11 protein-coding genes and 1 pseudogene are annotated in these 14,669 nt (G+C 63.1%); 1 reads left to right on the plus strand and 11 read right to left on the minus strand.

Annotated features, from left to right (window positions below; all coding sequences use genetic code 11):
* The 8 genes and pseudogenes from ACM6IP_RS09695 to tssB all read right to left on the minus strand — a co-directional run.
* Window positions 1–310 (minus strand): annotated as a pseudogene (locus ACM6IP_RS09695) (type VI secretion system tip protein VgrG); the annotation flags it as partial.
* 2 nt (window positions 311–312) lie between these two features.
* Complete coding sequence (tssH, locus tag ACM6IP_RS09700; protein WP_414861366.1) at window positions 313–2,934, minus strand: type VI secretion system ATPase TssH; 2,622 nt, start codon at window positions 2,932–2,934, stop codon at window positions 313–315.
* A 154-nt stretch (window positions 2,935–3,088) separates the two neighbouring features.
* Complete coding sequence (tssD, locus tag ACM6IP_RS09705) at window positions 3,089–3,580, minus strand: type VI secretion system tube protein TssD (RefSeq protein ID WP_414861367.1); 492 nt, start codon at window positions 3,578–3,580, stop codon at window positions 3,089–3,091.
* 14 nt (window positions 3,581–3,594) lie between these two features.
* Window positions 3,595–5,346 (minus strand): OmpA family protein, encoded by a 1,752-nt coding sequence (locus tag ACM6IP_RS09710; protein ID WP_414861368.1) that lies wholly within the window; start codon window positions 5,344–5,346, stop codon window positions 3,595–3,597.
* A complete protein-coding gene (gene tssL, locus ACM6IP_RS09715; RefSeq protein ID WP_414861369.1) occupies window positions 5,343–6,026 on the minus strand; it encodes a type VI secretion system protein TssL, short form in 684 nt (227 codons plus the stop codon). The genes ACM6IP_RS09710 and tssL overlap by 4 nt, the downstream gene beginning before the upstream one ends.
* Complete coding sequence (gene tssK, locus ACM6IP_RS09720) at window positions 6,023–7,378, minus strand: type VI secretion system baseplate subunit TssK (RefSeq protein ID WP_414861370.1); 1,356 nt, start codon at window positions 7,376–7,378, stop codon at window positions 6,023–6,025. The genes tssL and tssK overlap by 4 nt, the downstream gene beginning before the upstream one ends.
* A gap of 20 nt (window positions 7,379–7,398) precedes the next feature.
* Complete coding sequence (gene tssC, locus ACM6IP_RS09725) at window positions 7,399–8,937, minus strand: type VI secretion system contractile sheath large subunit (protein ID WP_401129815.1); 1,539 nt, start codon at window positions 8,935–8,937, stop codon at window positions 7,399–7,401.
* A gap of 34 nt (window positions 8,938–8,971) precedes the next feature.
* Window positions 8,972–9,475 carry a type VI secretion system contractile sheath small subunit gene (tssB, locus tag ACM6IP_RS09730; protein WP_414861371.1) on the minus strand — a complete coding sequence of 168 codons (504 nt, stop codon included), beginning with the start codon at window positions 9,473–9,475 and terminating at the stop codon, window positions 8,972–8,974.
* 401 nt (window positions 9,476–9,876) lie between these two features.
* On the opposite strand from tssB, the gene ACM6IP_RS09735 reads away from it, so the two are divergent.
* The gene (locus ACM6IP_RS09735) at window positions 9,877–10,833 is read left to right on the plus strand and encodes a site-specific integrase (protein WP_414861372.1); all 957 of its coding nucleotides are present in this window, start codon (window positions 9,877–9,879) and stop codon (window positions 10,831–10,833) included.
* Window positions 10,834–10,857: 24 nt separating this feature from the next.
* On the opposite strand, the gene ACM6IP_RS09740 is transcribed toward ACM6IP_RS09735, so the two are convergent.
* Genes ACM6IP_RS09740 through ACM6IP_RS09750 form a run of 3 tightly spaced genes read right to left on the minus strand, consistent with a single transcriptional unit; the run spans window position 10,858 to window position 14,591 of the window.
* The gene (locus ACM6IP_RS09740) at window positions 10,858–12,087 is read right to left on the minus strand and encodes an NAD(P)/FAD-dependent oxidoreductase (protein ID WP_401129809.1); all 1,230 of its coding nucleotides are present in this window, start codon (window positions 12,085–12,087) and stop codon (window positions 10,858–10,860) included.
* The gene (locus tag ACM6IP_RS09745) at window positions 12,048–13,553 is read right to left on the minus strand and encodes an amidase (protein WP_401129807.1); all 1,506 of its coding nucleotides are present in this window, start codon (window positions 13,551–13,553) and stop codon (window positions 12,048–12,050) included. Before ACM6IP_RS09745 ends, ACM6IP_RS09740 begins: the two co-directional genes overlap by 40 nt.
* 9 nt (window positions 13,554–13,562) lie before the next feature.
* Entirely contained in the window at window positions 13,563–14,591 is a 1,029-nt protein-coding gene (locus ACM6IP_RS09750) for a hypothetical protein (RefSeq protein ID WP_401129805.1), read from the minus strand.
* Between the last annotated feature and the right edge of the window lie 78 nt (window positions 14,592–14,669).

The following is a 14,669-nucleotide window of genomic DNA, read 5'->3' on the forward strand; positions in this document are numbered from 1 at the left end:
AGCCGGACAGGCGTCGAAAAGCTGTGACCACACCGCGCAACGTGCGCAAGGGCAGGACCACGTCGGGGGCGCTGAAGCTGAACACCGGCACCTTCGACGCCAAGGCGTACAGGCTCAACTGCCCACGCTGGCCAAGCATCTGCGCGGCCTCGATCTCCCCGGCACTGCTGGTGAATTCGATGCGGTAGCTGAACGGCTGGCTGAGTTGCTCTTCGCCTTCGAAAGCGAGCACGTCGAGCGGCGTCTCGACCCCCTCGACCCGCAGCTTATGCCGGTTGTGGTCGAAAAACCTGAGTGATGGACTGGACATGCTCAGGCCTCCGTGACGCTGTCGGTGAACTCAAGGCTGACGCCCTGTTCTTCGCTATAACCCAAGGTCACGCTACGGGTGGGCTGGCGGGCTGCCTGGCGTTGCAGCAACTGCTGGCTGAGCACCGGCAGGATTTGCTGGTTGAGCAAACTGTCGATGTTGCGCGCGCCGGCGTCGGGGAGCAGGCAGGCGCTCACCAGAGCGTCACTGAGGGGTTCGTCGTAGTGGCATTCGAGGTCATAGTGGCGCTGCAAACGCTCGGCGACCTTGGCCAGCTTGAGGCCGACGATGCGTTTGAGCGCGCAAGCATCCAGTGGGCGATAGATCAGGGTCTGGAAGCGTGCCAGCAACGCCGGCTGGAAGTGCTCGCGCAGCAGCGGGTGCAGCAGTTCGTGCAGAAGGCTGTCGGGGGCATCGGGTTGCTGCTGGAGACAGGCTTGCAGTTGCTCGCTGCCCAGGTTCGACGTCATGAGGATCACGGTGTTGCGAAAGTCGATTGCCCGCCCTTCGCCATCGCGCATGAAGCCGCGATCGAAGACTTGGTAAAACAGGTTAAGGACGTCGCGATGGGCTTTCTCCACTTCGTCCAGCAGCACCACGCTATAGGGGCGTTGGCGGACTGCCTCGGTGAGCACGCCACCCTGGCCATAGCCGACATAACCAGGCGGTGAGCCTTTGAGTTGGCTGACGGTATGGGCTTCCTGGTATTCACACAGGTTGAGGGTAATCAGCGACTTTTCGCCGCCGAACAGACAGTCCGCCAGGGCCAGTGCGGTCTCGGTCTTGCCGACACCGCTGGTGCCGACCAACAGGAATACGCCCAGGGGCGCCTTTTCTTCGCTCAGGCCGGTCCGTGCCGCACGCAGGCGCTGGGCCAGAGCGCTCAACGCCGGCGCCTGACCCACCACCCGCGTCGCCAGTTCCTGCTCCAGCGCCAGCAGGCTGGCCTGTTCATCCTTGAGCAGACTACCCAGAGGCACTCCGGTCCAGTCGGCGATCACTTCAGCGACGCTGCGAGCCGTGACGTCGAGGGACACCAGGGGCTGGTTGCCCTGGGCGTCGTTCAGTTGCGCCTGCAACTGGCTGCAGGTGTCCATGCACGCGGGCACCGCCTGGCGGGCGTCGAGCAATTGTCGGGTCAGCTCCAGTTGCTGTTGGTGGCGCTGCTGCAGTTGAGCCTGCTGGTGCTGAAGATCGGCGTGTTGCGCGGCAATCGATGCCAGACGCTCACGGGCCTGGCAACCACCCAGGTGTTGGTCGGCTTCAAGGGCCTCGCGTTCCAGGCCCAGCGCCACCTGGCGGCCGCGTAGGCGCACTAGTGCTTGCGGTTCACAGTCCAGGCTCATGCGTACCCGGGCGCTGGCGGTGTCGAGCAGGTCGACAGCCTTGTCCGGCAGTTGCCGCCCGGTCAGGTAGCGCCGTGACAGGCTGACAGCGGCCTGGACCGCCGCGTCCTCGATATGCACGCCGTGGTGGCTGGCATAACGCGCCTTGAGGCCCCGCAGCATGAGACTGGCACTGGCATCGTCCGGTTCGTCGACCTTGACCTGCTGGAAACGGCGTTCAAGGGCGGCGTCACGCTCGAAATACTGCTTGTATTCGCTCCAGGTGGTCGCTGCAATCGTGCGTAACTCACCCCGGGCCAACGCGGGCTTGAGCAGGTTCGCTGCATCCGCCCCGCCGGCCTGGTTGCCGGCGCCGATCAAGGTATGGGCTTCGTCGATGAACAGCAGCACCGGGTTGCTCGACTGTTGCACCGCCTCGATGACGTTTTTCAGGCGTTGCTCGAACTCCCCCTTGACCCCGGCGCCAGCTTGCAACAGCCCCAGGTCGAGGGTGCGCACGCTGACTGGCTTGAGGCTGTCGGGGACATTGCCCTGGGCAATGCGCAACGCCAGACCTTCGACCAGTGCGGTCTTGCCTACCCCGGGCTCACCGACCAGCAACGGATTGTTCTTGCGTCGACGGCTGAGAATATCGATCACCTGACGGATTTCGTCGTCGCGACCCAGCACCGGGTCGATCTGCCCGGCCCTGGCCTTGGCGGTGAGGTCCTGGGTAAATCGTTGGAGACAGGCATCGTCCGCCGGCGGTTTGCACGGTTCAGGCAACAGGCTGCCGTCGCCCACCGCGCTTTGCTGTTGAGCCTGGGGACGCTCCTCGGAGTGTTGATCGAGCAGACTGGACAGCTGCTGCAACTGCGCTTGACCCAGGCTCAACAATGGCCATGCCGCATCACACGCCAGCAGGCTTGGCGTCTGCAGCAACGCACCGAGCAGGTGGGCAGAACGCAGGCTGGTGCAATGGTCCTCCAGCGAGGCCAGCAGCCAGGCATCCCTGATCAGTTGCTGTAACTTGCCACACAGCTGCGGCTTGCCCTGCACGCTGCGCGGCTGACGGTCGAGGTGCTCGAGCAAGCCGCGCCACAGCGCATCCATGTCCCATTGGTAGCGACGCGCGATCAGGGTCAGGTCGCCCTCGCCCTGCTCCAGAAGCTTGAGCAGCCAGTGCTCGATGCTGATCTGCCCATGGGCTCGGCTTTGGCACAGCGAAGCGGCCGAGCTCAGCGCCTGGGCACAATAGGGATTGAGGCGGCGAAGCAAACGGGAGGCGTCAGGGGCCATGCAGGTACGTCCTTATACTGGATTCTGGGTGCGCAGGCAGTTGCGCCAGCGTTAGGTGTGCCGCGCGATGTGCAGGGTTGAGTGTCCGCGCACGGACACTCAACCCTGCACACCGGAACCAGCAGGTCGGGATCAACCTGCTGGCGGTTTCAGGTCAAGCGCTCTCGCGCGTATTCCAGGCGTCCGAGTGGTTGAGGTTGCCGTCCTTGAAGGACCAGGTGATTTTTTCGTAGCGCAGTTCGACTTCCTCCAGGTGGTTGTGTTTTTCCTTGGCGGGGTCCTTGATGTCGTGCATTTTCGAGGCGACCTTCACCACCTTGACCTGCTCCAGCAATGCGCTGTAGATCTCCACCTCCTGGCCTGCGGTGTTGATGCTGTACCACTTGAATTCAGCGCTCCGCAGGGTCTGACCGGAAGTCACCGCCTTGAGCAGATAAACGGTGGCGGCGTCGACTTCCTTGGTGAACGTAAAGGGTGAGTGAATGCGCGTGCCGGTCAGCTTGCCGGTGTTGTTGTCGGTCGGAATCGACACGTTGTGGTCCAGGGCGAGTACTTCGATGCTGCCCTGTCGCCCTTGCATGTCCACCGAACCTTTGATTGCACTGCCACCGTCATTGGTCAGCCATAGGTAAACGGGAATTGCCATGTGAAACTCCTTTCTCAGTACTCGATTGCCGCGGTTGCGGCAGGGGGTTGTCTGTCCGATCCGGCTGTGGGGAACACACAGGCCCCCGCTTCCGGGACCAGACGGATTTCGACGCGCCGATTGGCGGTGCGCCCGGCCTCGGTAGCATTGCTGGCGATCGGCTGGCTGGCGCCAAAGCCCTGGACCGCAAAGCAGCTGTCGGGGAAGTCGCCCATGCGCTGCATCCAGTCATGCACCGCCGCCGCACGGGCACGGGACAGTTGCAGGTTGTGCTCGGCGTTGCCGGTGGCGTCGGTGTGCCCGGCGATGACGATCAGCCAACCGGCCTGGGCCTGGATGCCAACCAGGGCGTTGATCAGCACTTTGGTCGAGTCCGGCTTGAGGCGCGCACTGCCGCTGCTGAACAGTGACAGGCTGTCCAGGCGAACCTGGCGCCTTACGTCCGCCGGAGTCGAGGCCGTCGGGTACCGGTGTCCGGCAATAGTCGCCAACAACGGCGTGCGCAATCGTTCGCCGTGATACAGGCCGAGTCCCAGGGCCAGTGGTGCGCCATGGCGGTAGTAGAGATCCAGGCGCACCGCGGACTGGCGCAGGGCTGCCAGTGCGCCTTCGCGCTGGGTGAACGATGGATGCCCTGGCCGCTCGCTGTGGGCAATGACGTGGTAGCGACGCAGATCATCGCTGACCTGGCGGGCCAACAAGATGTTCTGCCAGGCTGAGCTGGCGAGGGCCACGACAGCCGCCGCGACGAATAGCCAAAGTGCGATCAGCGGCGCGCCACGCAACGGTAAACGAGAGGGGCGGATTGGCAGCACAGACAGCAACGGATCGGGAAAGGTCAGCGGCCTGTCCACCTGCGGTTGTACCGAGGGGCTATCGAGCAAGGCCAGCTTGTCGCGCAGCCACTGCTGCCACAGGTTGCCCGGCAAGGTCCCGGCCACGGCCGGCACCAGGGTGACGGCGCAGGCCAGCGCAGGGCCGAGGGCGGAATGTCCGTCCCGTTTGGCCAGGTGTGGCAGCACCGACTCGGCCAGCCAGGCCGCAGCACTGTTGAGTTGCACGCTGGCCTGCAAACGTGCAGCCCGGGTGCCCGGGTCAGCGGCCTGGCGCTGCCAATCGCCGAGGCTGACACAGGCGCTGGAGTCGCGCACCCAGGGCTGGACCTGCCCCGCTTCCCAACTGAACCATGGACCGGCAGCGTGCGCACTCTGCAGGTAGCTCGCCAGCATCAGCGGCAAGCCAATCCCGCGTTTGCGCACTTGTCCCACTTGATGGCAGAAGGCGCGCAGTTGGCCGGCCAGTGCGGCACTGTCGGTATGCTCCGCGGGATTGATGATCAACAGCACACTGAGTTGTTCGCCCCACTGTGCACGCTCGGCCAGCAGCTCGGCGACCAGTGAGGGCAGGTGTTCAAGGCTCGGTACCCGTACGAAGCAGCCTTGCCCGGTAGTGCGCAGCGCGATCTGCGACGTCGGGGGTAGCGCGAACAATTGGTTGGCGCTATCACCCCAGACCAGCACCACGGGCAAGCGGTAGCCGGGCGGTGGAAGGCAGGCGTTGCCGGCCAGTGCCAAGGAGCAACCGCGCAGGCGCGCCTCACGGCGCACGCGCAGCCAGGCCCGGCCGACCAGTAACAGCACGGCCAAGACCATCACGGCCCGCAGCCAACCTGCGAGCGGGATAATCGCCAGCAACCCAAGCCCCAGCGCTCCCGCCCACAGCCAAAGCCCTTGCGCCTGCCTGGAGGTCATCGGCAAGGCTTTCATGCCTGCCCCGGCACTAGCGTGGCGATCACATTGCCCAGCAGTTGGTCGAGCCCCCACCACACCAGCCCGAGCACCACTGCCGCCATCAACAGATGCACCAGCGCTGAAGTGTCCCGCCACAGCCAAGCCAGGCGCCGCCCCGCGGGCAACTGACTGGGCAGGCTGTGTTCGAGCTGCAAGGGCGCAACCCGGGCAGTCAGCGTGGCCAGCAATTGTTCACGCTCAGGATCATCGTTGTCGGGGTAGCGGCCGCGAAAACCGAGCATCAGCACGCGCTGGAAGGTGGTCAGTACCAGCGGGTCCGGCGCAGGCTGATGCAGCACTTCGCGCAGGTCGGCATAGAAAAACTCGCCAGCTTGGTGCCGGTTGAAGAACTTCGCCTGCAGTGGCTCGCCGGCCCACCTCGCATGGGCATCGCCCTGGGCACAGCCGAGCATGGTTTCATCCAGCAAGGCGCATTGCGCGTGGCTGATCAGTTCGATGCTGCGTTGGCTGACGTGGGCCGCCGCGAGGTCCTGGCGAACCCGCTCTACCTGTTCAACGCAGCGCTGCCACAGTTGATCACTGTTGTGCGCCGACGCGCCCTGGCGCAGTTCGACAACCAGCAGATAGCTATCTTGCATCAGCCCATCGATATCCAGCGCCATGACGCGGTGGTTTTGTGCGGTGCGCAGGCTCATGTGCGCAGTACCGCAAACAGTTCAAGACTGACGTCGGTGAGTGTGCTGGGCACGTAGAACGCACAGACCCCTGCTGCGAGCATCGCGCGTCCCTTGGGGTGACCCAGGTCGAGGGCGAAGTACTGGTTCTCCAGGCGCAACGGGATGGCCGCCGGCACATGACTGAGGGACAACAAGGGAACACCGTCCAGCGCGGCATTGACCAGTTGCGAGACATCATCCGGGGTACCGACCTTGCACAGGCGCGGGAACTGCTCCTGCACCTGCACCACCGGCAGGCGGCAGCGCACCGAGAGGTAGAAGTCCGCGCCATCCGGTTCACGCAAGCGCCCATCGTTGAGGCTGACTTGCCAACGATTGGCCCCGGTCTCCTGCAGCTCCAGAGCAATGACCCGCGACGGCAGGCTGGCTTCGAGCAAGGTTGAGATGGTGCTCATCAAGGGCGCGAATACACTCTCCAGCTGGGTGTGCCGATAGCTCGGAATCTGCTCGATATCGTGATCCAGGGAAAAGGTCAGCAGACTGCCCGCCAACTTGGCCAGGTCCTGATAGACCTGCTCCGGATGACGCGCAGGATGCGCCTGCAGATCGGCCAGCACCGGCTGGTAGGTGTTCAAGGCATTGAGCAGCCAGAACAACGACACATCGGCCACGGCAAAGTCGGCCATGCGCTGGTTGCTTTCGCGGCGCATGCCCATCAATCGCTGACGCTTGGCCGACAACTGGATCAGCAGGTTGTCCAGTTGCCCGAGCAGACCGGGATGCGCGGCAAAGCTGATCAACGGCGGCACATACGCCGGATCGAGACTCCAGGCACCCAGGCCGTCACGCACCAGGCGCGCGACCGCACAGGTCAGGTAGTCGCCGTTGTCATCGTTTTCCTGGCGCAAGCTCAGTGCATGTTCCAGTACTCCAACCGACTGCACGTCATCGCCGAAGATATCCTGGACCTGACGCCAGTCCTGGCGATAACGCACCGGCCGATCTGCCCTGTCCCCCTCGAACAGGCAGTTGTTGCCATTGGCCTGTTCCAGTGGCAGCGCCAGGAGCAGCGTGACCTGCTGGCAGGTTTCAGGCAGCAGACGGGCCAGTTCCAGGGCTGGTGGCAGACGATCGGCTTGCTGGCTATCGATCAGGGTGCCGTCAGGCATCCGTACGCACAGTTGAGTAGCCTTGAGCAGGCCCAGCTTCAGGGCCTGTGTGTCGAAAGCCACGGCTTGCACCCCCCATGGATGCACCCGCGACAAATGGGCAATGGCCTGGTTGGTGTGGGCTTCCCAGCGAGCCTGCTGCTGGAATTGCTGCGGGCACAACAGGGCTCCCGCATTCCACAGGGGGCGGTCGATATTCATCAAGATTCCCTACAAAGTGATCAGGCTTTCGCTTTCGGCATTTGCGAAACCAACGACAGGTTGACGTCCATGCCTTCCACCTGGAAATGCGGCACGGCGTACAGCTTGACGCGGAAGAACCCGGGGTTGTCCTCGATATCCTCGACTGTCACCTTCGCATCACGCAGGGGGTGCGAAGCCTGCAGGGCGTCGCCAGGGTCGGTCATTTCGGTCACGAGCCCGCCTATCCACTTGTTCAACTCCAATTCCAGCAAGCGCCGGTCTTTGGTGGTGCCAATGTTCTCGCGCTGGATCAGCTTCAGATGATGAGCAATGCGCGACAGCAGGAAGATGTACGGCAAGCGTGCATTGATCCGACTGTTGGCGGTGGCATCGGCGGTATCGTAGAGCGCCGGCTTCTGCGTCGAGTTGGCCGAGAAGAAGCAGGCGTAGTCGCGGTTCTTGTAGTACGACAGCGGAATGAAACCGAGGTTGGCGAACTCGAATTCACGGGTCTCGGGGATCATCACCTCCGATGGAATCTTCACCTGGTTACCTGTGCCCAGGTCGTACAGATGAATCGGCAGTTCGCTGACCGCCCCCCCAGACTGTGGGCCACGTATCTGCACACACCAGCCATTGGTGATGAAGCTCTTGACCATGTTGGCGGCGAAAGCAAACGCAGCGCTGGTCCACAGGTATTTGTCGTGATCCGGGCCCTTGACGCTCTCGACATAGTTGAAGCTGCGCACCGGCACGGTGTCCGGGCCATAGGGCAGACGGCCGAGTACCCGTGGCATGGTCAAGCCAATGTAGCGGGCATCGTCGCTGTCACGGAAGGCTTTCCATTTAATGTATTCGGCACGGTCGAAGTAGTTGCCGATGTCCTTGATGGCGGCCACCTGCTCCATCGACTCCTTGCCGAAGAACGCCGGGCCCACTGCACCAATGAACGGCATGTGCGCGGCAGCCGCGACCTTGGAGATATTGCGCAGAAGAGCGATGTCTTGCGGGCTGCGATCGAACTCGAAGTTGGAAATGGCCGCTGCAAACGGCTCGCCGCCCGGGGTGTCGTACTCCTGGGTGTAGGTCTGCACATAAAAACCGCTTTGCGCGACTTCGGGCGCATCGTCGAAATCCTGTACCAGGTGCTCCTTGCTGATATCCAGTAACTCGATACGTACGTTCTGGCGGAAATCGGTCTGATCGACCAACGACTTCACTCCACGCCAGGTCGACTCGACTCGCTGGAAATCCGGGTGATGCATCACGGCATCCAGTTGTTGGCTGATCTGCGCATCCAGCGCACCAATGTGCTCGTCGAGCAGGCTCTTATCCAGGCGCTCGACCTTCTGTGCCGACTGTTCTAGCAGTTTGAGGAACACGCTGACGGCGGCAGTCACTCGCTCGTCGGCAGAGGCCTCGGCCAATGCTTCACTGCTTTGAAAAGTTTCAATGCCGCCCAACTGCGCAACCGGGTTGAGGTTGATCTTGCTGAATAGGGCGCCATAGACGCCGCGACTTTCTTCGGTCAACACGTGTGCGCCGCGCGATTGTGCGTGGGGATGTTCTACAGGCATGGGATAAACTTCCTTTTAAAGGATCCGGGCGGAGTTAGCGATCGTCTTGCACAGCCAAGGCAGCCAGTTCGTTGCGAAGCTCATGACTTAACCCTTCATCCTTGAGTATGAGTTCGAGTTCGTAACGAAAGGTTGAGTTATCCAGCAGATTGGACTTTAGGTCGCGCAGGAGATTGCGCATCGCCAGCAGTGCACGCAGTTGCGGTATTTGCCGTGCTACCTGTTCAGGTTCAAAATCCTTGAGGTTACGTAACTTCAACTCGATAACCGTCTGCGAACCGTCTTGGGTCAAGGTGTAGGGCACTGCCATTTTCAGGTCAGGGGCGAACTCGGCGAGGACACTGTCGAAGTTGTTGCGATCAACGTTTATCTTGGTTCTTTGCGACAAGGGCCGCAGCTCCTGGCCGTTGCTGTAGTCGCCCATGACCATCAGCTTGAGCGGCAACTCGACTTTTTTCTGCGCCCCACCGGTGTGCAAGTCGAGCTTGATATTGATCCGTGCCTTGGGCACTTCGTTCTGAAAACTACTTGACGCCATACATCCTCCAGATAATAACGTAACAACCGATGTGATCTCGGCAACCGATCCACCGACCTCGTTAGGTAAATCCATTTATTCGGCAACAAACAAACAAGATAAACACCTGCAAGTTGTAATAGTGGATGACTGACAGAGGTCTTTCCAGCCCCGAACATTAGAAAGAGAAAGTTCTTACGCATTTAAGGAAATAACCTACAACGCAAATTTTCTTGTTATGAAATCAAGTACGGCTCAATTAAAAAAACGCGAACATTGTTGCGCAAGCGCTGGATAACAGCCGACTCGCGGCCTCCTGCATCAGCTGCAAGCCTTTATTTCTTATGGTTTTTTGCTGTTTTCCAGAATTTGCGCTCTACTTCGCTCGACAAAACCTGATCAGCCACTGTGGGGAGCTAACGTTGAACAAGGTCGATCTCTACCTCAAGGCCGGTACCCGGGAGAACACCCGGCGCAGTTACCGTGCCGCGGTGGAGCACTTCGAAGTGACCTGGGGCGGGTTCTTGCCGGCGACGGGCGACAGCATCGTGCGCTACCTGGCCGACTACGCCGATCAACTGGCGATCAGCACCTTGAAGCAACGCCTGGCCGCCCTCGCCCAATGGCACATCACCCAGGGATTTCCCGACCCGACCAAGACGCCGACGGTGCGGCAGATGATCAAGGGCATCCGCACCTTGCATCCGGCGCAGGAGAAGCAGGCGGCGCCCCTGTTGCTGCAACACCTGGAGCAGGCCATCGACTGGCTGGAGCACCAGGCAACGCTGGCCGCCCAGCAGTACGACTGGCCCACCGTGCTGCGCTGTCGGCGGGATGCCGCGTTGGTGCTGATCGGATTCTGGCGTGGCTTTCGCGGCGATGAGCTGTCTCGCCTGCGAGTTGAACACACCGAGCTGCAAGCGGGGGTCGGGATCAGCTTCTACCTGCCCCACAGTAAAGGCGATCGCCAGCACCTGGGGACCCGCTTCCAGACCCCGGCCCTGAAAAAGCTCTGCCCGGTGCAGGCCTATGGCAATTGGATCACGGCCGCCGGCATTGCCTATGGGCCGGTGTTCCGGCGCCTGGACCGCTGGGGCAACCTGGCGCCGGACGGTTTGCACGCCAACAGCCTGATCCCCTTGCTGCGCCGCCTGTTTCGCCGAGCCGGGGTGCCCGCCGAGCTGTACACCAGCCACTCCCTGCGCCGCGGCTTTGCCACCTGGGCGACCGCCAATGGCTGGGATATCAAGTCACTGATGAGCTATGTCGGCTGGAAAGACGTCAAGTCGGCGATGCGTTATGTCGACGCTTCCCACAGTTTTGGCGGGCTGGCGGAAAAACCGCTGGTGGCGGGCATCACCCCGCTTTCCCTCGAATGATCCACCGCCCCGCACGACCTGTCGTCAACCGATCTCAGCCAGCGCCTGGGCGCTTGCGCCTTCGGCCAGCAGCTTTTTCGCCCGGATGAACTGCTTGGGACTGTTGATGCAGTCCGCTGCGAGGATCCGCTCATCCTTGATGTACCAGACCACGCGCGCGCGCCCTGCGGCATCGTCCTGGACTACCACACGCTGGTAGCCACGGTTCAACCCGGCGATCTGCAACCGGCAGTCGTACTGGTCGGACCAGAACCACGGCAGCGCCGAGTAGGGTTTGCGCAGGCCGCACAGGCTGGCGGCTGCACTCCTGGCCTGCTCCGTGGCGTTGGGCACGGACTCCAGGCGTAGCGAGTAACCGAGCAGCCCATTGGGATGAAACGCACAGTCGCCCGCCGCCACGATGTTGGGGTCCGATGTGCGCGCGCAATTATCCACCAGGATTCCGTCGCCGACCGCCAGCCCCGCATCGCGGGCCAGTTCCAGGTTGGGCTGGACGCCAATGCCGATGAGCACCAGGTCGGCCGCCAACAAACAGCCATCGCTGCACAGCACTTGCTCGACCCGTCGGCCCCCGCGCAGTTCCACTGGACGGACATGGGTGCGGATGTCCACGCCTTGGGCGGCGTGCAGTCGCGCAAAGTAGGCAGAGACCTCGGCAGCCGACACCCGCTCCAGCACACGGGCGCCCTGCACAAGCAGCGTGACCTGCAGGCCCAACTGGCGCAGGGCCGCGGCAGCCTCCAGGCCAATGTAGCCGCCACCGACAATCACCACATGCCTGCCCGCTCGTGCCTGGGCACGAATGCCCAGCGCATCCGCCGCCGTGCGCAGGTAGTGCACGCCTGCCAGAGCATGGCCAGGCAGTTGCAATTTGCGCACACGCGCGCCGGTGCACAGGGCCAGCTTGTCGTAACCCAGGCGCCGACCATCGTCGAGGACGACATGCTGCTGCACCCGGTCGATCTCCCGTACCCGTGCTCCCGGCATGAGGCTGATGCCCGACTTCTCATAGGCCTCGGGACTGTAGATGGGCGCCGGCCCGGACTCGGCGCCTTGCAGCGCGGACTTCGACAAGGGGGGACGCTGGTAAGGCAACGTCGACTCCTCACCGACCAACTGAATGGGACCGGTCCAGCCTTCGCGCCGCAGGCTGATCGCCAACTGTGCACCGGCGTGGCTGGCTCCCACCACCACACAGGTTCCGTCCAGCCGGCTCATGCCGGGTACGCCAGCGCAGGCAAGCGTTGCAGCCACGGCTGTGCCTGCTCCAGTTGGGCCGCCACTTGCAGCAGCAGCGCCTCGTTGCCGAACGCCGCGATGAACTGCACCCCCAGGGGCAACCCCTGCTCGGTCCAGAACAACGGCACACTGATTGCCGGAGTTCCGGTGAGGTTGGCCAACTGGGTAAAGGGCACAAAGGCCAGGTTCTGCCGGGACAGTTCGCCCAGTTGCTTTTCCATCATGCCCAGGCGCGCCAGCACCGCCAGTGCGCCGCTGGTGAGCAACAGTTGCAGCAGGCGCTCCTCGGCGCGCGGCATCTGCACCGCCTGGTGCGTCAACGGTGGACTGGCGAGTGTCGGCGTCAGGAACAGGTCATACCGCTGATGGAATGCCCCCAAGGCACGGGCGAAGTGATTCCAGCGCCGATGGCGCCCGACATAGTCACCGGCGCTGCTGGCGTTGCCGAGGGTTTCGAGCACGCGCGTGGTCAATTCGAAGTCGCGGCTGCGGGCACCCTGCGCGCGGGCCTGGGCCAGCGTTGCCGCAACTTGACCTCCATACATCTCCAGATAACAGCGCGCCAGTTCGTGGCCGTCGTACAGCGGCCGGTCTTCGCACACCTCATGCCCCAGGGCACTGAGCAGCCGGGCGCTGTGCTGCACCGCAGCGACAGCGTCCGGATGCACTTCGGTGCCCAGCGGCGACTGGCAACTGAAAGCAATACGCAAGCGCCCGAGATCGCGCTGCATCAGCGTGCAGAACGGTTCCTGTGGCGCGGCGATCACAAAGGGCTCGCCGCAACCGGGACCGGCCAGTACATCCAGGGCCAGGGCCGAATCACGCACACTGCGCGACACCACCAGGTCACTGGACGCGCCCTCCCACACTTCACCCGTCGCCGGCCCGCAGGGTACCCGGCCGCGTGATGGACGCAGGCCGAGCAGACCACAACAGGCTGCCGGAATCCGGATCGAACCACCGCCATCATTGGCCCCGGCCATGGGCACGATACCCGCTGCGACGGCAGCGGCCGAGCCACCGCTGGAGCCGCCCGGGGTGCGCGTCAGGTCCCAAGGATTTCGGGTCAGGCCAAAAGCCCGGGAATCGGTACTGGCCTTGAGGGCCAGTTCCGGGGTGCTGGTCTTGCCGAGGATCACCGCGCCAGCGTCCAGCAGGCGCTGGACCACCGTTGAATGCTCGGTTGCCGGTGTGTGGCGCAAGCCCTGGCTACCGTTGGACGTGGGCAAGCCAGCGTAGTCCTGGATCGCATCCTTGATCAGCACCGGCACCCCTGCCAGCGGGCCGCTCAGAGGGTCTTCCAAGCGCTTGCGTGCCTGCGCCAGCATGGGCAGGTTGACGGCGTTGAGCAGCGGATTGAGGCGTTGCAACTGCCCGTCGGCAAGGTCCAGCAACTCGCCGGGACTGACGTCGCCACGCCTGACCAGCTCGGCCAGCGCAGTGGCATCGCACTGCAGGTACTCGTGCACGCTGAGGCTCATCGGGTTTCCTTAATACAGATTCTTCAGGTCGTGTTTGACCACCGCATCCACCAACAGCGTAGTGGCCTTGCCCAACAACCCCCTGCCGTTCATGTGCTCGGACAGCATCTTGGGGAACGACGGCAGGTCGCTGTCACGCAGGTGGGTTTCGCTACGCCACAACCCGGCCGCCACCAGTTCGGGGCACGGCACGAAGCGCCAGCGCTCGACCTCCAGCACAATCGCCACCACCGGCACCTTGCCGTTGATTGCCAGCGGCGCCAGCAGCGACTGGTCGGCGCTCAACCAGGATTTACCGGTGACCGACAACTGGCTGCCGCCACCGGGAATGATGAACGACACGGTCACTGTGGGCGCCGACAGGATGTTGATCAGCGTACAGGCCACCTTGTTGCCGGGCCGCTCGGGGATCAACAGGGTCCGGTCGTCCAGCGCCAGGACAAAGCCGTCGGGATCGCCACGGGGGGAAATTTCCGTGGCGCCCGCGGCGTTGCGCGTCAGCATCAACAGGTAGGGCGAGGCTGCGATGAACCCCAGGGCCTCAGCGGACAGTTGCCCGCCCCCCTCGGCCTCGCACAACGGCAGCGCTGGTGCGCGCGGAGTCCAGAACTGCGCCCGCACCTTGGCCCGCGAACAATGCAGGAACAACGCATCGGCCCGGAACGCCAGGACGCGGGCACCGCCAGTGCCGCGCACCACGCAACGACCATTGGCGCGCAAGGCAAATCCGATGCCGGGCATGGTGAAGTACAGACTGCACCCCAGGCCCTGCTCCAGCGCTGCCGGCACGCTCCGCTCGGCAGGCCAGGCCAGGTCGATGGACTCGCCTTCGGCGCGCAGCACCGGGATGTCACGCAGGTTGAAGAAGGCAATATCCAGGCTCGGATCGCTGAACCCCACGGCACACACGGATGAGTGCTGGATGATCGTCAGGCAGTAATCGTCGATCTGCGATTGCAGGCGCTTTTTCATCATTGCCGGCGGTTCTGCAATCAGTTTGCGCAGGCTTTTAACCGAGTCGATCGAGTGGGCGGGCATCGGCAACTTCCTTGAGGTCGCATGGGATATGGCAACGATCCTAGGCCGTTGCCATACCCACAACCATGGCGCCCGGGA

It is taken from the genome of Pseudomonas sp. IT-P176 (genome assembly GCF_949767245.1).
Classification (GTDB): Bacteria; Pseudomonadota; Gammaproteobacteria; order Pseudomonadales; family Pseudomonadaceae; genus Aquipseudomonas.

Coding starts and splice junctions, on each gene's coding strand:
- tssH (WP_414861366.1), bottom strand. CDS start 2,934: ATGGCCCCTGACGCCTCCCGTTTGCTTCGCCGCCTCAATCCCTATTGT.
- tssD (WP_414861367.1), bottom strand. CDS start 3,580: ATGGCAATTCCCGTTTACCTATGGCTGACCAATGACGGTGGCAGTGCA.
- ACM6IP_RS09710 (WP_414861368.1), bottom strand. CDS start 5,346: ATGAAAGCCTTGCCGATGACCTCCAGGCAGGCGCAAGGGCTTTGGCTG.
- tssL (WP_414861369.1), bottom strand. CDS start 6,026: ATGAGCCTGCGCACCGCACAAAACCACCGCGTCATGGCGCTGGATATC.
- tssK (WP_414861370.1), bottom strand. CDS start 7,378: ATGAATATCGACCGCCCCCTGTGGAATGCGGGAGCCCTGTTGTGCCCG.
- tssC (WP_401129815.1), bottom strand. CDS start 8,937: ATGCCTGTAGAACATCCCCACGCACAATCGCGCGGCGCACACGTGTTG.
- tssB (WP_414861371.1), bottom strand. CDS start 9,475: ATGGCGTCAAGTAGTTTTCAGAACGAAGTGCCCAAGGCACGGATCAAT.
- ACM6IP_RS09745 (WP_401129807.1), bottom strand. CDS start 13,553: ATGAGCCTCAGCGTGCACGAGTACCTGCAGTGCGATGCCACTGCGCTG.
- ACM6IP_RS09750 (WP_401129805.1), bottom strand. CDS start 14,591: ATGCCCGCCCACTCGATCGACTCGGTTAAAAGCCTGCGCAAACTGATT.